The following is a 21585-nucleotide window of genomic DNA, read 5'->3' as shown; positions in this document are numbered from 1 at the left end:
AGATTTGAATATAAAAAGGTTGGCTAAGATACTAAACGATATTAACAACATCCTATTGCCATTAGTCTGTTTTGGATGTAATGCGCAATTATCCAGAGGAGAAAGCGTACTATGTGCCGTTTGTCGACATGAATTACCACTCACCGATTATACTTTTGCCGATGAAAACCCTGTTGACCGTATATTTTATGGGAGGATTCCTATAAAAAAGGCAGGGGCTTTCGTGTTTTTTGCTAAAAATGGAATCGTTAAAAACCTTTTGCATCAATTAAAGTACAAAAAACAGGAACATATAGGTGCTTTTTTTGGGGATTGGCTGGGTGCCTTATTAGGGCACGAGCCTTTGCTTCAAACCGTTGATGTTGTTGTTCCAGTGCCCTTGCACCCAAAAAAACAAAAGAAACGCGGCTATAATCAGGTTGCCTTATTTTCTCAAAAAATTGCAACCTCTATTGGGGCTGAATACAGGGATGACATACTACTTAAGGTCATCAATACAAAAACACAAACAAAAAAGGATAGACAGTTACGTTGGGAAAATGCGAAAAATGTCTTTCAATTAAATCCTACCGTCAAGAAGAACTTTAAACACCTTCTATTGATTGACGATGTTATTACCACGGGAGCGACAATTGAGGCCTGTGCAAAAACGCTCCATCAAGTCAAGGGTATTGATATTTCAGTTCTAAGCATTGCCGTAGTTCCTGGAGGTTAAATTTTAGAAAACCTTGCTTTTCAATTTTTAAATTAGTTGTTTCTTTGTTCCACACTAGTTTTTCCAATGCGGTACTTAAAAAAACTGTTGAGTTTTTCTTTTATAATCCTAATGGGTTTGGCGCTATGGCAATGTGCAAAACGTGGAACACCTACTGGTGGTCCTGAGGATGTAACCCCTCCGCAATTAACCAAAACAGAACCAGAAAATTTCTCCACCAATTTTAAGGCAGAAAAAATACGGCTATACTTTGATGAATTCATCAAATTGCAAGATGTACAAAACCAGTTAATTGTCTCCCCACCACTAAAAAATGCCCCAGAAGTAAGACCCTTGGGTGGTGCCAGTAAGTATATTGAAGTTATCATAAAAGATACCTTAAAGGAAAACACTACCTACACGCTTAATTTTGGACAAAGCATTGTGGATAATAATGAAGGAAATCCCAATAGCTTTTTAAGCTATGTTTTTTCCACAGGCGATTATATAGATTCGTTGACCGTATCTGGAGCTGTAAAAGATGCCTTTGAGCGCAAAGCAGAAGAATTTATAAGTGTAATGCTCTACGAGTTGGATACCGCTTTTACCGATTCTACCATATATAAAAGTCCGCCCAATTATATTACTAATACTTCGGACAGCCTTCCGCTCTTTGAGCTTAAAAACCTTAAAGCTGGGGAATATGCCATCGTTGCTATAAAGGATATTAATAAAAATAATCTCTTTGATCAAAGACAAGATAAAATAGGTTTTTTAACGGATACCATTTCCATTCCCACAGATTCTATTTATCTCCTTAATCTTTTTAAAGAGCGTTCTGATTATAGTGCTTCCTTTCCCAGTTACGTAGCCAAGAACCATATTATTTTTGGGTTTCAAGGGGATTATCGGGACATTAAAATTGAACCATTGACCCAACTCCCTGATTCTGTAAAAACACTATTGCTAAAGGATAGAGAAAAAGATACTTTGGACTATTGGTTGACTCCTACCGACATAGATTCCATCATTTTTACGGTAAGTAATGAAAAATTGGAAGCCATTGACACTTTTACGGTGAAAACCAGAAAATTGCCCTTGGATTCTTTGAAACTGAGTTCCAACGTAAGAGGAAAGCTTAATTTTGAGGACTCTTTTAGCATCATGGGGACTACACCCATTGTGACCATGGACTCCACAAAAGTGGGCTTAGTACTCAATGATTCTTTATTGGCTCCATACACCTATACATTGGATTCTATAGAGAATAAGATTGATTTTAATTTTGAAGTTGCGCCAAATCAGCGATATCGCTTTGCTTTTTTACCTGGTGCCATTACAGACTTCTTTGGAATCCAAAACGACTCATTGGATTATAGCTTTTCAACAGGAAGCTATGCTGATTATGGAAACTTGCGCTTTAATGTTAGCGGGGATGTCCGTTTTCCTTTAATTGTACAGTTGACTAATGAGCGAGGAGAAACCCAACGCGAACTGTTTGCGGACAGGCCTAAAAATTTTGAATTCAATAACCTTGAGCCTGGCAAATATGTGGTTAGGGTGATTTTTGATGACAATGGAAACCAAGTTTGGGATACAGGAAGCTATCTTAACAAGATACAACCTGAAAGGGTTAGTTATTATCCAGATGTAATTGATGTGAGGGCCAACTGGGAATTGAAACAGACCTTTGTTATATCAAACTAAATTCGTCACGGTCATCTAAAAACTTTAGCTTCTCCCTGGTTCCCTGGATATGTTTCTTTTCCAAACTGGCATAAACGATTTCTTCTTTTTCTGAATAGGCTATCTGATTTCCCAAAGCGTCATAAACTGCGGAATGGCCAGAATATTCATGCCCCAGCTCATCCAAACCAATTCTATTTACTCCAATGCAATAGGCCATATTTTCTATGGCTCGTGCTTTAAGCAAAGTATCCCAAGCCGTAATTCTTGGTTTTGGCCAATTGGCAACATAGAGAAGTACATCATAATTCTCAGCATTTCTAGCCCAAACTGGAAAACGAAGGTCATAGCAAATCAGTGGACAAACCTTAAATTCCTTATACTCTAATACAAGTTTGGCTGCTCCCGCTTGATATACTTTGTGCTCTCCTGCCAGGGTAAATGTGTGTTTTTTATCATAAATGCTGATGTCTCTGTTTGGTTTTACAAAGTAAAGCCTATTGAAATAACTACCCTTTTCATTATAAACAATACTTCCACACAGTGCGGCATTTTTCTTGTTTGCCACCTTTTGCATCCATTCAACTGTTTTGCTTCCTTCCGAAGCATCAATAGTATGTGGACTCATGGTAAAGCCTGTTGTAAACATTTCCGGAAGGATAATTAAATCCACATCTTCTGGGATGGAGGCAATTTTTTTTGAAAAATTAGCTCTGTTTGCTTGGGGATCCTCCCAAATTAATTGGGATTGTATAAGGGCTATTTTAAGTTCTTGCGACATTGTTCTAATCAAAATATACTTCAGATTCCGAAGACTTGGTCAGCTGAAATAAGTGTTTTAATTGACTTTCCAAAATTCGTTCTTCTGAAAGTTCAGGAAGATTATGTAAAGGGAAAAAACCTGCATCAAGCATATCAAATCCTGCTTTAAGCACTCCTCCCTTTATTTTACACAAGAAAATGAGTTTATAAATATAATAGGGCTCTGGAGGGTGTGGGTGTACCTGTTTATCATAAACTCCTAAAAACCGTATCACTTCTGATTGTAATCCAGTTTCCTCTTCAATTTCTTTTACAGCAATTTCTGAAGGTGTGCTTCCAATGTCGGCCCAACCTCCTGGAATGGTCCATTTACCATCAACGCTTTCCCTGGCCATTAAGATTTCATCTTTTTCATTTAAGACAAACCCCCTTACATCCACTTTAGGAGTAGGGTAGTCTTGTTCGGGCATAAAGAAATCTTGTATCACCTTAATGGGGGCATCAGCCATATAAGCCATAAGCTTTAGGCTTATCTGTTTCAGTTCTTCGTAACGTTCTTGGTCATAAGGATCCTTGGCATATACCAATCCCACCTCCGAAATGGCCTTTAAACGTTTTAATAGGTTAAGTTGTTCTTTTGGGTTCATTATACTTAGGCCTTAGTTTCCAATAATTCTATCAATGCTTTTATCCCCTGCATTTTTGCGTGGTCCAATGCTGTATTTCCACGGGCATCTTTTGCTTTTGTATCCGCTCCATTTACCAATAATAGTTCCGCAATTTCAATACGGTTAAAGGTTGCTGCGTAAATAAGGCAGGTGGCTCCCATAGCATTGACATGATTTACATTGGCTCCAGCTTCTATCAATAACTTCGTCAAGTTGGTATAACCCTTGAAGCACACACCCATCAACGCGGTATTTCCAGAGCCATCTTTTGCATCAATTTGAGCTCCTTTTTTTAAAAAAAGTTCTGCGATTTTTTCGTGATTGTAATACGTCGCTAAAATTAAAGGTGTAGAACCTCTTTCATCCAAAGATTCCAATAAGCCCACGTCTTCTTGCAACAGTTGTTCAACGGCTTCTATATTGCCATTTCGTATTTCGCTAAAAAAGTCTTCTTTTTTGCTCATATCTTGTAGGAAAGGTATAAAAAAACTGCCACAACCTTGGTGGCTATGGCAGTCTTAATTCATTAATTTTCTTTTTCTAATCTAATATCAATACTGACCAAAATCTAGTCCAAATCAAAACGATCTAAATTCATCACTTTGGTCCATGCCGCTACAAAATCTTTTAAGAATCGCTCCTTGGAATCTTTGCATGCATATACTTCTGCCAAAGCCCGCAATTCAGTATTTGATCCAAATATAAGGTCGGCACGTGTGCCCGCCCATTTTACTTCACCAGTGGCACGATCACGTCCTGCAAACACATTATCCGCATCGGAAGTTGCTTCCCATTTGGTACTTAAATCCAATACATTAACAAAAAAGTCGTTGGTCAATAATCCGGCACGTTTGGTAAAAACTCCATGTTGCGATTGGTCATGGTTTACATCCAATACCCTAAGTCCTCCAACAAGAACAGTCATTTCTGGTACCGTAAGAGTAAGCAATTGGGCTCTATCGACCAACAATTGCTCTGCAGATGTGCTATGGCCCGGTGTACTATAATTTCTAAATCCATCTGCCAATGGTCTAAGGGCTTCAAACGATTCTACATCTGTTTGTTCTTGAGAAGAATCTCCTCTTCCAGGGGTAAATGGCACTGTAATGTTCTCCCCAGCATTTTTAGCTGCCTGTTCAATACCCGCAGATCCTCCAAGAACGATTAAATCAGCAATAGAAACCTCTTTACCTGAAGTGCTATTAAATTCTTTTTGAATTCTTTCTAAGGTATCTAACACTTTAGCCAACTGCTGCGGATTGTTTACTTCCCAATCTTTCTGTGGTGCAAGACGAATACGTCCTCCGTTAGCTCCACCTCTTTTATCTGATCCACGAAAAGTAGATGCCGAAGCCCAAGCTGTAGAAACCAATTCTGAAACAGAAAGTCCTGAGGCAAGAATATTTGCCTTTAATGCATCGATATCGGCTTCATTGATCAGTTCGTACGTAACCGATGGAACTGGATCTTGCCAGATTAGCTCTTCCGAAGGCACTTCTGATCCAACGTAACGGGCGATAGGGCCCATATCTCGGTGTGTAAGTTTAAACCAAGCACGTGCAAATGCATCTTCAAATTCTTTTGGGTTTTCATGAAACCGTTTTGAGATAGCAAGATACTTTGGGTCCATTTTCATTGCCATATCTGCTGTGGTCATCATAAGCGGTTGCTCCTTGGATGCATCACCTGCTCTTGGTGCCATTCTTGCTTTTGATGCCGCCGTTGGAGTCCATTGATGCGCTCCTGCAGGGCTTTTGGTCAATTCCCAATCATAGTTCAACAATACATCAAAATAGTCATGATCCCACTTGGTTGGGTTTGGCGTCCATGCACCTTCTAAACCACTAGTAATGGTATCGTCCAGAACACCCGTGCCGTATGAATTTTTCCATCCCATACTCATTTCTTCAATAGGCGCTCCTGCTGGTTCAGCTCCAACATATTTGTTTGGATCGGCTGCACCATGGGCCTTTCCGAAGGTATGCCCTCCAGCTGTCAATGCAACTGTTTCTTCATCATTCATGGCCATTCGTCCAAAAGTCTCTCTAATATCATAAGCAGAACCAAGTGGGTCAGGTTGTCCACCTGGACCTTCTGGGTTTACATAAATCAATCCCATATGTGAAGCTCCCAATGGGTTTTCAAGCTCTCTTTCTTCAGAACCGGAATAACGTTTGTCATCTCCCATCCATTCTGTTTCAGAACCCCAATAAATGTCTTGTTCCGGCTCCCATATGTCTTCTCTACCACCTCCAAAACCGAAGGTTTCAAAGCCCATGGATTCTAATGCACAGTTCCCTGCTAAAATCAACAAATCTGCCCATGATAATTTTCTGCCATATTTCTGTTTGATGGGCCATAATAGCAAACGTGCCTTGTCTAAATTTCCATTATCTGGCCAACTGTTCAAAGGGGCAAAACGTTGCGAACCTGAACCTGCACCTCCACGTCCATCTTGGATACGGTACGTTCCTGCACTATGCCATGCCATACGAATGAAGAATGGTCCATAATGTCCGTAATCTGCAGGCCACCAATCTTGAGATGTGGTCATTAAATCATATAAATCTTGCTTTACAGCTTTTAAGTCAAGCGTCTTAAACTCCTCAGCATAATTGAAATCTTCATCCATTGGATTGGATAGGGAAGAATTTTGACGAAGAATGTTCAATTTCAATTGGTTTGGCCACCAATCACGGTTCGTAGTCCCGCCTCCAGCACTTTGGTTTAAAGCTCCACCCATAAATGGGCATCCGTTGGCGCCATTTGACGATTTTGTTTCATTTTTACTCATGATAGTATTGTTGTTTAAATATGATTTTTAAGCCTTCATAAAGTTAAAAAAACACTGCCACACAGTATAAGCAATTCATATTAAAATACTATTAAAACATAAGTATAATCTATCTACATAAAAATTACTTTTTCATCGATTTTAGCCGAATTTACGCTTCAATTTGGCACAAACACCCCTCTTATTGGCATAAATATGCCTTATATTTGTTGTTACACGGGTATTTGTTCGTTGTATGATTTTTTTCAAAATTGTCCAATTCATTTATCCTTAAACGTCTATAAACAAATACTCACTAAACACATAATTAATTTAAAATCTATCACAAATGAAAAAACTAATTCTACCTATGGTTGCGCTTTTACTTTTTAGTTTTAGTGCCGACACTTTTAAACTTTCCGATGACGAGCGTAAAATGGCTGTTAAACACTTGACAGAAACCAGCGAACATATGTTTAAAGTATTAAAAGGACTAAATGAGGAACAGCTTAACTTTAAATCGGAAGAAGGTGCTTGGTCCATTGCTGAATGTGTGGAGCATCTTGCCATTTCTGAAAATGCTTTTGGAGGGCTCATTCAAAAAACCGTTGCAGCCGGTCCAAATCCTGCACTAAAAGATTCTGTGAAAATGAAGGATGAAGAACTCTTGGGCATTATCACCAATAGGGATCACAAAGTGAAAACCAGAGAGCCATTTGAGCCTACCGGCAAGTTCGGTTCCCATGAAGCTACCGCCAAAGCTTTTATGGACAAAAGAAGCGAGCACATTGCGTACATCGGTTCTACCGAAGATGATTTAAGAAACCGCTTCAGTAATGATTTACCATTTGGCACCATAGACGGGTTCCAGATTGTCCTCTTTATGTCTGGGCATACAGAACGTCATGTAAAACAAATGGAAGAGGTAATGGCCCACAAGCTTTTTCCTAAAAAATAGTAATCCCAATTAACATTTATTGGCAAACCTCTTTCTTTTTGGAAGGGGTTATTTTTTACCTTTGGCCATGAATTCTAAGAAATAAAAGAGAATGAAACTATTGAAACCACTTGCCCTAGTTGTCGTATTTTTTATTGCTGTTGGCGCAACTGCCCAAAATAAAAAGGACAGAAAAATAATGAGTGATGCCAAAAAAGCAAAGAAGACACTTTTGAAAGCAGACGCCAGACTACAACGCTTTTTTGATAATTCTGCCGGGTATGTCCTTTTCCCCAATGTGGGTAAGGGTGGTTTTATTATAGGTGGAGCCTCTGGCAATGGAGTTGTATATGAAGGTGGTGAACGTGTAGGAATGGCTGGCCTTAAAAAATTGAATATTGGGTTGCAGGCTGGTGGACAGGCCATTATTGAAGTTATCTTTTTTGAAACTCAAGTGGACTTGTCACGTTTTAAGGAAGGTAAGTTTGCCTTTGCTGCAGAAACTTCTGCTGTAGTTTTAAAGTCTGGAATTGCTTTTAATGCCAAATATAAGGACGGCGTAGCCGTTTTTGCTTTGCCCAAAGCGGGGCTAATGGCTGATGCCTCCGTTGGGGGACAAAAGTTTAGCTATAAGCCGTTTTAAGTCAGGAAACCCCATCACTTTATAAAACTCTAGGTTGATATTCTTCAGGGTTACTTTGGGATTGAACTTCGACCAAGGCTTTGAATATTGTATGAAAATCATTTGGCTTCATATATATAGCCGTTAAAGAAATTGGTTCTTCCAACTGTTTTAGGTAAATGTCCAAAGTTAGCTCGGAGTCATATGTCTTTATTTCAAAATTATTTATATCAGAATATTTTAGTTCAACTCCCAAGAAAGAAAACATTCCTTTTTTGAAGATTATCTTGTTGTCCTTTAGATTAAAATACCTAGAAAAAGCATAAAAAATATACCCTGCCCATACTACCAAACCTAAAGCGGAAATAAAGCATAATATATTTATCCATTCTTCTTTTATAATCAGTACTCCCAATCGAAATATCACAAAAGCACCGTACAACTGTCCTATTCCAAGAAAAAGGAGATGATATAAGGGTTTAATCTTTATGCTTTTTATGGTATGCATGGGATCATTTTCTATCTTTCCAATGGTTAAAACTCATACAATGGTTAAAATTTTAATTGGCATTGTTGTTTGTCTTTGGATTTATAAGTTGGCAAAAATCATTCAGAATTCAAAAGAATTAAATGCATTTTCAAAAGAATGCCTAGAGCTGGCAAAAAAAGGGAGTGTCATTTCAACGCAATATAAATTAGGTGCAGAGCAATATAAAAAAGCCAATAGAAAAATAACAATATCAAAGCTGATTTGGTTTTTTATAGAGGTTGGTAGCTTGGTAACCCTCTATTTTATTTTTTTCCGATTTGCTTAAATCTCTATTTAATATCAAAAACAAGTGCTTATTCCCTAGCTCCAGGAGTAAAATCTTCAGGGGCATTTTTGGGTTGTTTGGTGGTACCGCTATCACCTGAATCGTTACATATTGTCCATTCGGTAAAGGTGTAGTTAGGATTTCCCTGAGCCACATTTGTGTTGCGCACGGCTCTCCCATCTTCAAATTCATGATTGGTTCCAGACCCATCCTCCCCGACAACACCAAAAACATCGATTACTGTTCCAAAAGGATCCACCAGAACCAAGTTATCGTCCCCATTGGAATCGGCTGGACTGTTTGTAGATACTCCTAAATCCGGTGCAAAACCGTATACAGTTTCAAATTCTGCAGCATTGGGCGATAGTACCAATGTACTTTCGGCATCAATAATAAACCCGGATAAATCTATGGTGGAACTAATTTCGGTTTTGTCATTGGTATAGCGATGCAACATCCATTTGTTCAAATCCAGCGGTTCTGATGAAGCGTTGTACAATTCCACAAAACGGGCACCTGAATTATTATTTGGGTCGGCCAATTCTGAAATAAAGACTTCCGTTGATGTAAATTCGGTTATAACCTCTGGGCAGCGATCATTTTTGAACTCAATATCATTCAAATCTCGAACAATCAGTTGATACTCATTTTTATCCTTTTGCAAGATTCCAGAAATTGTGCCATTCCCTTCGGGTAAAATCTCAGCTTGAAAATCCGAAAAGCCGCTGGTCAACAAGCCAATTCTATTTTCTTCACAATCCTGAAGGAATCGTTCAGTTTCTTCTCCTTCTTCAGCAAAGGTGACTCCTAATTCCTCATCAATTATTTCAAGGCCTTCAAACTTCACCAAGGTATTTGTAGTTATACTATCTAGCTCTGAAATGGTGACCAAAATTGGTTCTAGACTTTCCGTTTGATCACATGCTAAAAAAATATGCTCCTGTACTTTTAATGTAGGCAATCTACCCACTGAGACATTTCCAAAAGATGAAAATGTTCCTCCCAGTTTGGTTACAGAACTACTTTTTCCCAAATACAGTCCTTTTAATTTTACCAACACTTTGCTTCCCGCTTCAAAAAACAAGTGGGATTTCCTAAAGTCAATTTCTATTTGTAGTGCTTGGGTAGGAAATGACGGGTGATCTTGTAAAAATAGTGTGTTAAAAAAATTTCCGCTTTTGTCTGAGGAAATCACATACCCCTCAAGAACCAAATCTTCGTGTATTTGTATGGTTTCACCATTAAACAAGGCCTCAATCTCTAAAAAACTACTATTTGCTTCTATATTTGAGGCACAATTTGATTTTAAGGCATCAAATTCTGTGCTTTTAACACAAGCCGAAAGTGCAATAAAAATAAATCCAATTGCGCTTAAAAATCTTTTTATCATTTTTTATAGTTTTTCATCTGAACAGCACCAGCACACCCTAAAAACTTATCGCCAAATTCAAGAAATATGTTCGCCCATAACCATACCAATACTTTGGTCCAAATGAAGGGGTCCCACTTAAATTATCTTGATAGAACTGTCCATAATTGCCATTTCTACTTTGTTCATAACCTCCTGTTCTAAAAACTTGATCAAAAAGATTATTCACGCTTGCAAAAGCGCTGATATATTTTTTATTGACTATCCAGGATTTTCCGCCAACAAGATTCAATAGGTAAAAATTATCCAAGGGATGCTCTTTTAAAATTTGTGCAATATTTTCATCTGTGGCATCTGGAAATCGCTCTCCTGTATCTGGATCTAAAAGAAAACTTTGCGTTCGAGTAATTGCGGAAATGTTTAAATAATTATTTGCTAAATAGTTCGTTGTAGCTCCAATCCACCAATATTTGGGACTTCGGTATTCCCCGCCAAGAGCAAATGCGGTCTGTGGCCCTTGGGCCAATCGCAGTCCTTTTAGTTTTGCAATTCCTAAATCAATGTTCCCCTCAGATCTACTAATTTCTGAATCAGCAGCATCAAAATTTATGTTTATTGAGGGGTCGCTTGCATAAACATAATGCCCCAAATTTCCCACTACCGATAGCTTTACATTTGAAGAAACCTGATATTCCAATCCGATTTCTATTCCTTTATGAAGTTTATCCAGGCCAGTAATTACCTCCTGTACAAAGTCTGATCCTATACCAGAATCCACAAAAAAGAAATTAATATCTGTTGTATTTTGAAATCGCGTGTAAAATGTGCTTATCCGTCCCGTTAAATCTGGCAATCGGATAAAATAATTTAAATCTAAAGTTGTAATGGTTTCGTTTAAAATGTTAGGTACACTATTGTTATTCTCCCTTGGATTGATAAATATGTTCTGAAGAGTTGGAGGTCTATTGATCATGGCCCCATTTGCTGTAAGCCAATGTCTTCCAGAAACAAAGTGCGTAAGACCAGTTTTTAGGCCTAGACTAGAAAAAGAAATTTTCTCACTAGTCCCCAATGAGTTTTCTAAAAACCGTTCGTTCAAAAAAAGTCCATCGCGTTGAACCCCAAAGCTTGAAAAAGAGCCAGAAACAAATCCTTTCCAACGTTTAAAATTCCATTTTGCTTGGCCAAAGCCCTTTAACTCAGCAACCCCCAATTGGTAATGGTAGTTAATTTTCTCTCCGACTATCTTTGCTTCGGTACCATTAAGATTGTTTCGCGTGTTCGAAAAAGAATCTACATCAGCGTGAAAACTAGCTCCCAGTAAATCGCTAATCTCAGCAAAATTATCTGAGTTCAGGGTCTTAAAATTTCCTCCTACATCAATATTGATGTATTCGTTTACTGGGACTTCTATAATAGTTGAAGCGGTTATTTGTGTATCATTTGCCACATCATCATATACGATATAAGCCGCTTTTCCATTATTGATCATATTAGAATTGGCATTGTATAATTCCTGCCATTTCAATTGAGAATTATCTAGAAACCCTTTTTTTGCAAAATCTGCATTTCTAAAATCTGCTCCAATAGAGCTGTTGATATGGAAGCTTGGTACATATCTATAGTAGGTAGGGTCTGGATTTGGCGCATTAAAATATCCCAACCTACTTCTAGCATTGGTTCCAAATTGATATGCAACACCTGCGGTTAAATTCAATTTGTCTGACTGAAGAAAATAATTCAGAAGAAATATAGGCTCAAAAATCTTTCTTTCCCTAGCGTTTCTTGTCTTCCCATCTTGACTCCCCCAATAGGGATTATATTGATTCCCTTTCAAATCAAAAACTTCTTTGGTCAAAGCAGCGGAACGACCTCTTCTATTTTTTGCCAAAATAGCGGTAAGCGCTACGCTATTCTGATTATTCAATTGATACTCCAATCCCCCAAAAGCGGAATAAGCATCGTACAATGTCCCTTCAATGTATCCTTCTCCCGCCCATCTCCTAGATAAGGAAACCGTATATGCAAGTCCTTTTTCATTCAGTCCTGAGCTATGGGTTGCCATCAATCTTCCTCTGTATGTTCTGTTGGATGCTGAACTGGATAATCGAGTTCCTGGTCTTAATCCAGAGGGTTTGGCATCAATATTTGTAGTTCCAAGTATTCCCCCAAAAGTATTTTTATTGGCAGTAAGACCATTTGTAAATATCTGATTTCTTATGACATCATTAAGTCCTCCCCAGTTGCTCCATTGAGGTCTTCCGTCAAAAAATTTATTCATTGGGATGCCATTTATAAGCACCTCCCCATTCTGGGAATCATACCCTCTTACACGAAAAAATGCCTGGCCAAAATCAAATGCTGCCCTATTTAAAAAAATATCCTTCGTGGATTGTAAAAGGCCCGAAGAACCAGAAATGGATTCGTCATTCTCAGAAATCTCACTATCTGTTAATGCTATCAAATTGTCCGTCCTTTCCAGTGCTATATCCTTTTCCAAAAAGATATCTGCTAACTCAATGGGCTGTTCATTTAAAAAGATTGAAAAGCGTTTGGAGATAAATTCAGGTGCGTTTATTTCTATGATTTGCTCCCCAGACAGCGAGCATTCCATTTTAAAATCTCCTTTTGTATCCGAAAGAAAAGACGTTACATCTCCAACAATGGTGAGTTTAGCATTCCGAACCGGTCTTTTGGAAACCCCATCTTTTATATTACCAAAAATAAGAGTGCTCTGTTGTCCGTAATGCGCTGTTACACAGCAAAGCATTGCAAAGAACAGCATAGTCCTTAGATGCATAATTGCGTAGGTTAAATTAATAGGTATTGAGGTTATTGTCTTTCTGGAACTGTACGAAAAACAAACAATTTTAAGTATTTTAGATTAAAATCCCAAATTAAATGTCTTTTTTACGATTCCTAATTGTGTTCTTATCCATGCCCATATTTGGGCAATCTCAAAAAATGTATAAAGTAAGAACCATCGCCTTTTATAATGTTGAGAACTTATTTGATACTATAAATGACACCCTTACTTTTGATGACGAACGGACTCCCAATGGAAGTTACCACTGGACCCTTGAGCGTTACAACAAGAAAATAAGTCATATCTCAAAAGTACTTTCTGAAATAGGGAAAGAGACATCAAAATCTTCTCCAGATATTATTGGGCTATGCGAAATTGAAAACAGAGCTGTTCTTGAGGATTTAATTCAACACCCCAATCTTCAAAATAAAAATTATGGTGTTATTCATTTTGATTCTCCCGATGCTAGGGGGATAGATGTTGCCCTTCTTTTTAAAAAAGCTTCTTTTTTACCCACTTCTTTTAAAAGTCATCGGCTTCTACTATTTGACGATATGAGCGAAAGAAAATATACTAGAGATCAACTTGTAGTAGGTGGGGTATTAGACAAAGAAGAGTTTTATTTTATAGTAAACCACTGGCCTTCTAGAAGAGGTGGGGCTTCTAAAAGCAAGCCAAATAGAATTAGAGCTGCCCTGTTAAACAAACGGATTATCGATTCTATTCAAGCCTTAGATTGGAACGCCAAAATTGTAAGTATGGGCGACCTTAATGATGATCCAAGGGATGATAGCTTAAAAAAAGTATTAAAAACAAAGGGTAAAATACAACAGGTAGATAGCTTAAGTTTTTTCAATCCGATGGAAAAATTATATAAGAAGGGAGTGGGCTCACTTGCTTATAGGGATAAATGGAATCTGTTTGATCAATTTTTTATATCTGGCAACTTAATCAATCCAAATAAGCAGTTGCATTCATATTGGAAGGCAGGCGTCTTTGCCCCACCCTACTTAAAAACCGCTAAAGGAAAATTCACGAGCTATCCCTTTAGAACGTATGCAGGTGGAAGTTATACAGGTGGATATAGTGATCACTTTCCTGTATATTTATTTTTGCTGAAGGAAGAATAAGGCTCTATGCCTTTAGTTAAACCATTGTCCCCATGGGATACGGCTTAAAATAAATACCAGTCCCAAACCATAGAAAATTGCAATGCTCTTAAACTTAGCAGTGTCATCTGCCTTTTTCTTATGGCGAGACCATCCCATTGTGATTAAGATAATAGCTATAACATTCATAAGCGGATGCTCTAAAGCCAAAAGGCGCGCAGCAGCATTTAAGCCTCCCATACCCAAAGTCTGTATCGCTTTTAAACCATTATCTGAAACAAAGTAGACAATTAGTCCCAGTAACAATTGAATATGGCTCAGTATTAACGCAAAAAGACTTACTCGTAAATCTTTTTCCATGCTAAACTCTTTCTTTCCCAACCATCCTGATAAGGCATTAAAAACAGCTAGAATTAAAATTGCAAGCACCACATAGGCAAGATAGGAGTGTACGTTTTGTAGAATTTCCATAAGATTGGTTTGAAGCTTAAAAGTAAGGATTTTGCAAATAAAAAACCCTGCCGACTGGCAGGGTTTTTTTACTATTGTATTGCTTAAGACTTAGAAACTATAACTCATGCTAATGTTCCAAGTTCTTCCAAAACCAAAGAATACTTTGTTGCTAGTATCCAATCCTCTAAAGGTATCAGAGCCTGGGCCTGCAAAATTGTTGGTCAAAGATTCTGCGATGTATTCTGTATCAAAAACGTTGTTTACATTGGCCGCAATATTGATGAAATCTTTTTTCTGGCCAAAGCTAAACTTATAGTATACCCCAAAATCCAACAAGCTATAGCTTGGCAATCTCAAGGAACCTTGATTATCTGCTGAATCAAAATCCTCTGCGTTAATTTGCGCAAATAATCTTGAAGCTGAATACAATGTAGTACTCAGTTTAAGGTTCTGAACTGGTCTGACAATCATTTCCAAATTGGTAGTGAACTGAGCTGCATCTCCAACTTTTACCTCATCTAAGAACAAAGTAACTTCTGGATCAATCACGTTTCTATCATCGTCCAATGCAGCACCTGTAGCGTTGCCGCCATACTCCCAATTACCGATGGACATCATTCCTCTAAATTGAACTACATCAGAGGCTCTATAATCAGCTTCCAATTCAAACCCGGAGTGTATTTGCTCAACACCATTGATGTTTGCTCTACCCTCATCTCCAAGAGGTGTTTCAATATCCAACGATTCAAATCTATCTTTCCAGGAAGTTCTGTAAATATTGACCTTAGCTCTAAAATCCCCAAGATTAATACCATAACCCGCTTCAAGACCCAATATTTTTTCATTGGTCAAATCTGGGTTTACATCATTCACAAAATTTAGAAAAACTGCATCAAACAATGGCTGCTTGGAATAATATCCAGCATTGAAGAAAACGTTATGTGCTTCGTTCAGGTTGAAGTTCGCTCCTCCTTTAATATTTCCACCCAATAGGTTTTCAAAATCAGTTTCCTGTTGTGGGTCAGAATCCAAATAAGTAAAATAATCAATTCTCTTGAAGCCTTGTTGCGAAACTCCCCCTTGTAGGAATGCAGAAACCACACCATCTGTATATTCCAATTGTCCAAAAGCACCCAACCATCTTACGATACCATCGTTATAGTAATCTATTTTTTCTTCTGCATCAATATCTTTAAAAATGTTTACAATAGATCCAAAATCAGATGTTATAACATCATTTTGTCTTAATGTACGGTCAGGATTGTTGATATCATCGTCATCAAAATAACCATCGGCTCCCAAAAGGTTATCCACTCTTCTGTAGTGGATTCCTTTGTATGCTCTGGCATCTATCCCAGCATCCCAACTCCATTGATCATCGATGTCTGTATGGAGGTTTGCAATAACACCAAACCAGTTATGTGAATTCATTGAAGCTCTTCTAATGATTCCATCTCCAAAACTGGTGACAATTTGCTCTCCATTTGTAGGAGCCAATTGCCGAGGATTCCCGTCATTATCGCCGTTGTAAAATGTAACGGCTTCTCCACTGTTAAATCTTGAAATCAAATCATAATCAACCAATCCAGTTTCAGGTATTCTATACCTACTAGAGCTAGCAAAACCAAAATCTGGGCCAACACCTATATCTCCTGTTCCGCCACCTCTACCAAAAGATGCATAGGCAGATGTAGAAAGCGTGGTTTTATCATTGAATTTATGCTCCCAGTTAAGAGAGGCAATTGGTTTATGGTAGAAATTTCTTCTCCATCCGAATTCCTCACCATTCAAAAATCCATGGTTGAAGTTATATAGCGCTCCATATTCTACATGATCTTCTATAGTGGCTACATTAAAGAAACTAGATGTTCTTTGATTATGTACTTGAGGTGCCCCTGTTAATACGAATTGAAAGCTGTTTTTATCATTAGGCTCATATCCCAATCCTATGAAGTAGTTATAGCCTTCAAACTTAGTTCCTTGAACATATCCATCACCAGAAGTTCTTCCCAACAATACTGAAGCTGCAAATCCATTCTCGCTTTTTCCAGTATTGTATGAAGCGGTCATTTTCATATAACCGTCGTTACCACCACCAAAGCGAACGGAACCACCTTCTTCTTGCTCTGTAGATTTAGTGATAATATTGATTGTTCCACCAACCGAACTAATGGCCAGCTTGGAGGAACCAAGGCCTCTTTGTACTTGCATTGCCGTAGTAACATCACCAAGACCTGCCCAGTTACTCCAGAATACTCTACCATTTTCCATATCATTAACGGGAATACCGTTAATCATAATAGCCGTATTCTGAGAATCGAAGCCTCTTACGTTTATCCTTCCATCTCCAAATCCACCACCCGTTTTAGTGGCATAGATGGATGGGGTTGATCTTAATACTTCCGGTAATTCCTGAGATCCCAACTTTTCTTGTATCTCAGCTGCTCTAATAGTTGAAACCGCTACAGGGGTTTCCCTGTCCTTAGCAATATCCAGAATTCCAGTCACGATAACACCTTCAAGTTCTTCAGCATCTGGAGCCAATGAAATTGTACCAATGCTACCCAAAGCATTGAAAGTGATGTTTTTGGAAATAAACCCAATATAGGAAATAACCAAAGTACCCGAAGCTTCAGGAACTTCAAGTGAAAAGTTCCCATCAAAATCTGTTGATGCACCATTTTCAGTGCCCTGTAGTACTACACTAGCTCCTGGAAGTGGGCCTCCAAGTTCGCCGTCAACGACCTTACCAGTAATGGTTCCTTGAGAAAACATAATTGTGGATACCATGAGAGCCACAATTAATAAGTAGAATTTTTTCATTTTTACAGTGTTTATTATTTGAATAGCACTGCAAAAGTCTTTTTTTTTAACGTTTGTTATGTTAATTTAATGTTAAAAAAAATAATGCGAATTACTATTAATCAAACACAAATAGTTGATTAATAATAAGTTATCTATTAAATCAACTTTATGAAAACTTAATTCAATTCTTAAAAAAATGCAAAAGATTCAAAGTTGAGCTATCATGCTTGCCAATATCCGAATTTTCAATATCGCTAAGTATATTTTTAGCAAGTTGCTTCCCTAATTCAACCCCCCATTGATCATAGCTGAAAATGTTCCAAATAATCCCCTGAATAAAAATTTTATGCTCATAAAGTGAGATTAAGGATCCTAGTGTTCTAGCAGTAAGTTTTTTAATAAGTATGGTGTTGGTAGGTTTGTTTCCTTCAAATATCTTGAAAGGTAATAAGGCTTGTAATTCTTCTTCACTCAGGTTTTGTTTTTCCAGCTCTTCTTTTACCTCATCAGCTGTTTTTCCGTTCATTAATGCCTCTGTCTGAGCAAAAAAATTGGCCATTAGTTTGTTATGATGATCCGTTTCCCCATGCAAGGATTCCTTAAAACCGATAAAATCTGTTGGTATAAGTTTTGTCCCTTGATGAATCAATTGAAAGAACGCATGCTGAGAATTGGTCCCTGGCTCTCCCCAAATAATAGTCCCGGTTTCATAACCAGTTCTGTTACCACTCCTATCCACACTTTTACCGTTACTCTCCATAATCCCCTGCTGTAAGTATGCAGAAAAGCGACTTAGATATTGTGTATATGGAATTATTGCCTCCGTCTCTGCCCCATAAAAATTGTTATACCAAACACTCAACAGTGCTAGAATAACTGGAATATTTTCAGAAAATGGGGTTTCCTTAAAGTGTACGTCCATTTCATTTGCACCGGATAGCAATTCGTCAAAATTATCAGCCCCTACGGCAAGGGCAATTGAAAGTCCCACAGCACTCCATAGTGAAAAACGACCTCCTACCCAATCCCACATGGGAAAAACATTTTCATTGTCTATGCCAAACTCTTTGATTTTTTTGGTATTGGTGGAAACAGCTGCAAAATGTTTAGCGATGTCTTTCTCTGAAGCAGCATTTAAAAACCACTTTTTTATGGTAAGGGCATTGCTAAGCGTTTCTTGGGTGGTGAAGGTCTTTGAAACAATAACAAACAGAGTCGTCTCAGGATTCAACTCCTTCACAATCTCACGAACATGGTCACCATCTACATTACTTACAAAATGCGTTTTTAGGTGGTTCTTATAAAATTTTAAAGCTTCCGTAACCATGGCCGGCCCAAGATCAGACCCTCCAATACCTATGTTTACAACATCTGTAAAAGCTTTGTTGGTGTATCCTTTTTTTTCTCCAGAAATAATTGATCCTGAAAAAGCTTTTATCTTTTCCTTGACTTCATAAACCTCCGGAATAACGTTTTGGCCATCAACATATACTTTATCGTCTTTTTTGGCTCTTAAGGCTGTGTGCAATACCGCTCGCCCTTCGGTTTGATTAATCAAGGCTCCCTCATAATAGCCGGAAATGGCCTCTTTAAGCCCTACTTCATCGGCTAATTGAAGTAGCAACGAAAGTGTTTCTTGCGTAATTCTGTTCTTTGAATAATCCACCAAAAAATCATTCCAGAGCAACGTAAACTTTTTGCCTCGATCTGAATCCTCGGCAAACAGTTCCCTTAAATGATTGTCTTTTGTGTTTTTATAGTGTGCTAAAAGTTTGTTCCAAGCTTGGGTGGTTGTAGGGTTGGTTTTGGGTAATGCCATGTTAGGGGTTAAGTGTTATTTGATTTTCTTCTGGTATTGGTACTGGGGTAGGTTCCATAAATTCAATACAATCCAATTGAGCTTTTAAGGGGGCTATGAATGCCATATAATCTGTGCGCAATGAATCTGCAATGGGTTCTGCGGCTGGTAATTTTTCGCGCAAGGGATCTACTTGTCGCCCATTTTTCCAAAACCTATAACAAACATGTGGGCCACCTGTATTTCCAGTCATTCCAACCCATCCAATAACATCACCTTGGCGAACAAAATCACCTCTTTTTACTTTTTGTTTTTTCATGTGAAGGTACTGGGTACTATACGTCCCGTTGTGTCTAATCTTCACGTATCTTCCATTTCCTCCTCTTCTTGTGGACTCGGTTACCGTTCCATCTGCAGTAGCAATAATTGGAGTTCCCACAGGTGAAGCGTAGTCTGTACCCTTATGTGGCCTAACTTTATACCCGTAATACGCAATCCTACGCTTAAGGTTATATCTTGAGGACAATCGGTATCCAAATTTTATTGGGGCTCTTAAAAAGGTGCTTCTTAAATTATTGGCCTCATCATCAAAATAATCGACAATTTGTTTTGAAGAATCCGCTACGTATGAAAATGCATAAATTGGTGTGCCCTTATGTTCAAAGTAAGCTGCTTCAATAGGCTCGGCTCCTGCATAAATGGAATCATTAATATAACGCTCCTTATAAAGCACCTTAAATTTATCCCCTTTTTCCAGTCTAAAGAAATCTATGGTCCATGCGTAAATTTCAGAAAGGTTTAATGTTATGTTGTAGTCTATCCCTTGGTCCAGAATCGCCTCGGACAATGAAGTTTCTATCACTCCAGAGGCTTCCCTCATCACATATTTCACCTTCTTTCTACTCTTATAGGCCATTACACTGTCACACAAATCAACAACGGTATAATTGATTCGGTCATTTTGATAGATAAAAACTTCCGCTACTTCAGAAGTGTCTTTGGATTTTAGAATTAAATATGGTTTGCCAACCATTATTCTGCGTACATCAAAAGTATCTTTGAAGTTTTGTGAGATGGTTGCAATTTTTGGGTAGTCCACCTTGTTTTTTAACATAAGCTCTCCAAAACTATCTCCATTTCGGATAGTATCCTGGACTACTTTAAACTCCTCCAGGTTAAACCCATATTGCTTTATTATTGGCTTTGCAACTGGCGCTTCTTGCGCCAATTCCTGCACTAACTCTTTTTTCTCTTTGCATGACACTATAACCAATAGCATCAAAATTGCCCCAAAAAACTTTTGCATTCCTAGTATTACTTATTTGATGGATTAAAAATGTGGTCTACCCATTGTTTTCCCCATGTATCCAACTCATTTTCTGAGTACAAAGTTGGGAAAAATATTATTTTCTGAAAACTTGGGGGTAAAAACTCCTTCCAATTGGTGCCTCCTGTTGCTTCTACTTCCTTATTTTCTTTTGCTAAATATCTGTAGGCAGAGCCCATATGCATTAATGGCCAATTTACATTGGCGTTTATATCCATGTCCTTTAAGGACTTTATCAATTCTTCATTTTTCCTAGACTTTTCTGGTAATTGAAGGTATTTATGATATATGTTACTGCTCTTCACTTGGTTTGCAATTCTAAGCAGTCTTGGTGTATAACGAAACTCAAATTGCTTTAAAGTCAGGGTTTTCTCGCCAGAGACTAAATCCGTAGCACCTTTTTTCCAGTAAATATGCTCAAAAAGCTCTTCAATCTGATTTTTGCTAGAAAAAGAATCACGCTGCGATTGATGCACCAGGTTTTCTAATGGCGTAGCATAAATTTCAATCATTCTATACTGCGCCGACTGAAACCCACTTGCAGGTAACAAGGCCATACGGTATCGCAAAAACTGCTCGCGTTCCATCCCCTTGATCATAATACTAAAGGACGAAATCAACGCTTTAAAATAGCTATTGATTCTTCTGGTTTTTTCTATAAAAAAATCCAAATCTTGAGACTTATCTTCTACGATTTGTTTTTGTTCATGCAAAATCAGCTTAAAATACAGCTCGGTAATTTGATGGTACATGATGAAAATCTCCTCATCTGGAAAATGGGTGCGTGGAACTTGAATACTTAACAGTGTATCTAAGTGTATGTAATCCCAATACGTGAGGTACTTTTGGTAGAGGAGTCCATCAAGATAAGAACTTAAGTCTTGGCCAGAGTTTTTGTACTTTTCTTCAAGCTTGTTGATTTGGGACTCAATTAGCTCGTCTTTCTTCATTCAACAACTAC

Annotated in this window: 18 protein-coding genes; 6 read left to right on the top strand and 12 right to left on the bottom strand. The window is 38.0% G+C overall.

Features of this window, described 5'->3' with window-relative positions:
- The first annotated feature begins 4 nt into the window (after positions 1 to 4).
- Together FVB32_RS06645 and FVB32_RS06640 are read left to right on the top strand one after the other, a co-directional pair.
- Positions 5 to 715 (top strand): ComF family protein, encoded by a 711-nt coding sequence (locus FVB32_RS06645; protein WP_147742401.1) that lies wholly within the window; start codon positions 5 to 7, stop codon positions 713 to 715.
- A 66-nt stretch (positions 716 to 781) separates the two neighbouring features.
- Positions 782 to 2401, top strand: a complete 1620-nt coding sequence (locus FVB32_RS06640) for an Ig-like domain-containing protein (protein ID WP_147742399.1) — start codon at positions 782 to 784, stop codon at positions 2399 to 2401.
- Here the strand turns inward: FVB32_RS06640 and FVB32_RS06635 are convergent.
- The 4 genes from FVB32_RS06635 to katG all read right to left on the bottom strand — a co-directional run bounded on the left by FVB32_RS06635 (position 2388) and on the right by katG (position 6604).
- The gene (locus FVB32_RS06635) at positions 2388 to 3161 is read right to left on the bottom strand and encodes an amidohydrolase (protein ID WP_147742398.1); all 774 of its coding nucleotides are present in this window, start codon (positions 3159 to 3161) and stop codon (positions 2388 to 2390) included. The two genes, FVB32_RS06640 and FVB32_RS06635, sit on opposite strands and share 14 nt — an antisense overlap.
- 4 nt (positions 3162 to 3165) lie before the next feature.
- Complete coding sequence (locus tag FVB32_RS06630) at positions 3166 to 3789, bottom strand: NUDIX hydrolase (protein WP_147742396.1); 624 nt, start codon at positions 3787 to 3789, stop codon at positions 3166 to 3168.
- Between the two features lie 5 nt (positions 3790 to 3794).
- Complete coding sequence (locus FVB32_RS06625) at positions 3795 to 4274, bottom strand: ankyrin repeat domain-containing protein (RefSeq protein ID WP_147742394.1); 480 nt, start codon at positions 4272 to 4274, stop codon at positions 3795 to 3797.
- Positions 4275 to 4378: 104 nt separating this feature from the next.
- On the bottom strand, positions 4379 to 6604 hold the full coding sequence (gene katG / locus FVB32_RS06620) for a catalase/peroxidase HPI (RefSeq protein WP_147742391.1): 2226 nt from the start codon (positions 6602 to 6604) through the stop codon (positions 4379 to 4381).
- 328 nt (positions 6605 to 6932) lie between these two features.
- Between katG and FVB32_RS06615 the strand changes: the two genes are divergently transcribed.
- Together FVB32_RS06615 and FVB32_RS06610 are read left to right on the top strand one after the other, a co-directional pair.
- The gene (locus FVB32_RS06615) at positions 6933 to 7541 is read left to right on the top strand and encodes a DinB family protein (RefSeq protein WP_147742389.1); all 609 of its coding nucleotides are present in this window, start codon (positions 6933 to 6935) and stop codon (positions 7539 to 7541) included.
- Between the two features lie 91 nt (positions 7542 to 7632).
- Entirely contained in the window at positions 7633 to 8163 is a 531-nt protein-coding gene (locus FVB32_RS06610) for a lipid-binding SYLF domain-containing protein (protein ID WP_147742387.1), read from the top strand.
- A 19-nt stretch (positions 8164 to 8182) separates the two neighbouring features.
- On the opposite strand, the gene FVB32_RS06605 is transcribed toward FVB32_RS06610, so the two are convergent.
- The gene (locus tag FVB32_RS06605; RefSeq protein WP_147742385.1) at positions 8183 to 8650 is read right to left on the bottom strand and encodes a hypothetical protein; all 468 of its coding nucleotides are present in this window, start codon (positions 8648 to 8650) and stop codon (positions 8183 to 8185) included.
- A gap of 40 nt (positions 8651 to 8690) precedes the next feature.
- On the opposite strand from FVB32_RS06605, the gene FVB32_RS06600 reads away from it, so the two are divergent.
- Positions 8691 to 8957 carry a hypothetical protein gene (locus tag FVB32_RS06600; protein ID WP_147742383.1) on the top strand — a complete coding sequence of 89 codons (267 nt, stop codon included), beginning with the start codon at positions 8691 to 8693 and terminating at the stop codon, positions 8955 to 8957.
- Positions 8958 to 8985: 28 nt separating this feature from the next.
- Here the strand turns inward: FVB32_RS06600 and FVB32_RS06595 are convergent, their stop codons facing one another.
- Together FVB32_RS06595 and FVB32_RS06590 are read right to left on the bottom strand one after the other, a co-directional pair.
- Positions 8986 to 10347: a DUF5689 domain-containing protein gene (locus tag FVB32_RS06595; RefSeq protein WP_147742381.1), complete on the bottom strand. Its 1362-nt coding sequence runs from the start codon at positions 10345 to 10347 to the stop codon at positions 8986 to 8988.
- A gap of 37 nt (positions 10348 to 10384) precedes the next feature.
- Positions 10385 to 13126, bottom strand: coding sequence for a TonB-dependent receptor (locus tag FVB32_RS06590; protein WP_246139838.1), 2742 nt, complete (start codon positions 13124 to 13126; stop codon positions 10385 to 10387).
- A gap of 164 nt (positions 13127 to 13290) precedes the next feature.
- Here FVB32_RS06590 and FVB32_RS06585 point away from each other — a divergent pair, with 164 nt between their 5' ends.
- On the top strand, positions 13291 to 14262 hold the full coding sequence (locus FVB32_RS06585) for an endonuclease/exonuclease/phosphatase family protein (RefSeq protein ID WP_246139837.1): 972 nt from the start codon (positions 13291 to 13293) through the stop codon (positions 14260 to 14262).
- Positions 14263 to 14274: 12 nt separating this feature from the next.
- On the opposite strand, the gene FVB32_RS06580 is transcribed toward FVB32_RS06585, so the two are convergent.
- The 5 genes from FVB32_RS06580 to FVB32_RS06560 form a co-directional block, all read right to left on the bottom strand.
- A complete protein-coding gene (locus tag FVB32_RS06580) occupies positions 14275 to 14712 on the bottom strand; it encodes a hypothetical protein (protein WP_147742377.1) in 438 nt (145 codons plus the stop codon).
- 90 nt (positions 14713 to 14802) lie between these two features.
- Positions 14803 to 17517, bottom strand: coding sequence for a TonB-dependent receptor (locus FVB32_RS06575; protein WP_147742375.1), 2715 nt, complete (start codon positions 17515 to 17517; stop codon positions 14803 to 14805).
- 163 nt (positions 17518 to 17680) lie between these two features.
- Entirely contained in the window at positions 17681 to 19318 is a 1638-nt protein-coding gene (gene pgi / locus FVB32_RS06570) for a glucose-6-phosphate isomerase (protein ID WP_147742374.1), read from the bottom strand.
- A 1-nt stretch (position 19319) separates the two neighbouring features.
- Entirely contained in the window at positions 19320 to 20603 is a 1284-nt protein-coding gene (locus FVB32_RS06565) for a M23 family metallopeptidase (protein ID WP_147742372.1), read from the bottom strand.
- Between the two features lie 8 nt (positions 20604 to 20611).
- Positions 20612 to 21574, bottom strand: a complete 963-nt coding sequence (locus FVB32_RS06560; RefSeq protein ID WP_147742370.1) for a tryptophan 2,3-dioxygenase family protein — start codon at positions 21572 to 21574, stop codon at positions 20612 to 20614.
- Positions 21575 to 21585: the final 11 nt, after the last annotated feature.

The sequence above is a fragment of the Flagellimonas hymeniacidonis genome (genome assembly GCF_008040165.1).
GTDB classification, from domain to species: Bacteria; Bacteroidota; Bacteroidia; order Flavobacteriales; family Flavobacteriaceae; genus Flagellimonas; species Flagellimonas hymeniacidonis.
Note: the sequence above shows the minus strand (reverse complement) of the source record. Positions and strands in the feature narration are given on the sequence as shown.

What these genes read in the sequence shown, in the direction of transcription:
- katG (WP_147742391.1), bottom strand. Translation starts at nt 6,604, where the DNA reads ATGAGTAAAAATGAAACAAAATCGTCAAATGGCGCCAACGGATGCCCA.
- FVB32_RS06565 (WP_147742372.1), bottom strand. Translation starts at nt 20,603, where the DNA reads ATGCAAAAGTTTTTTGGGGCAATTTTGATGCTATTGGTTATAGTGTCA.
- FVB32_RS06625 (WP_147742394.1), bottom strand. Translation starts at nt 4,274, where the DNA reads ATGAGCAAAAAAGAAGACTTTTTTAGCGAAATACGAAATGGCAATATA.
- FVB32_RS06595 (WP_147742381.1), bottom strand. Translation starts at nt 10,347, where the DNA reads ATGATAAAAAGATTTTTAAGCGCAATTGGATTTATTTTTATTGCACTT.
- FVB32_RS06600 (WP_147742383.1), top strand. Translation starts at nt 8,691, where the DNA reads ATGGTTAAAATTTTAATTGGCATTGTTGTTTGTCTTTGGATTTATAAG.
- FVB32_RS06580 (WP_147742377.1), bottom strand. Translation starts at nt 14,712, where the DNA reads ATGGAAATTCTACAAAACGTACACTCCTATCTTGCCTATGTGGTGCTT.
- FVB32_RS06615 (WP_147742389.1), top strand. Translation starts at nt 6,933, where the DNA reads ATGAAAAAACTAATTCTACCTATGGTTGCGCTTTTACTTTTTAGTTTT.
- pgi (WP_147742374.1), bottom strand. Translation starts at nt 19,318, where the DNA reads ATGGCATTACCCAAAACCAACCCTACAACCACCCAAGCTTGGAACAAA.
- FVB32_RS06635 (WP_147742398.1), bottom strand. Translation starts at nt 3,161, where the DNA reads ATGTCGCAAGAACTTAAAATAGCCCTTATACAATCCCAATTAATTTGG.
- FVB32_RS06640 (WP_147742399.1), top strand. Translation starts at nt 782, where the DNA reads ATGCGGTACTTAAAAAAACTGTTGAGTTTTTCTTTTATAATCCTAATG.
- FVB32_RS06585 (WP_246139837.1), top strand. Translation starts at nt 13,291, where the DNA reads ATGTATAAAGTAAGAACCATCGCCTTTTATAATGTTGAGAACTTATTT.
- FVB32_RS06630 (WP_147742396.1), bottom strand. Translation starts at nt 3,789, where the DNA reads ATGAACCCAAAAGAACAACTTAACCTATTAAAACGTTTAAAGGCCATT.
- FVB32_RS06560 (WP_147742370.1), bottom strand. Translation starts at nt 21,574, where the DNA reads ATGAAGAAAGACGAGCTAATTGAGTCCCAAATCAACAAGCTTGAAGAA.
- FVB32_RS06605 (WP_147742385.1), bottom strand. Translation starts at nt 8,650, where the DNA reads ATGCATACCATAAAAAGCATAAAGATTAAACCCTTATATCATCTCCTT.
- FVB32_RS06590 (WP_246139838.1), bottom strand. Translation starts at nt 13,126, where the DNA reads ATGCATCTAAGGACTATGCTGTTCTTTGCAATGCTTTGCTGTGTAACA.
- FVB32_RS06610 (WP_147742387.1), top strand. Translation starts at nt 7,633, where the DNA reads ATGAAACTATTGAAACCACTTGCCCTAGTTGTCGTATTTTTTATTGCT.
- FVB32_RS06575 (WP_147742375.1), bottom strand. Translation starts at nt 17,517, where the DNA reads ATGAAAAAATTCTACTTATTAATTGTGGCTCTCATGGTATCCACAATT.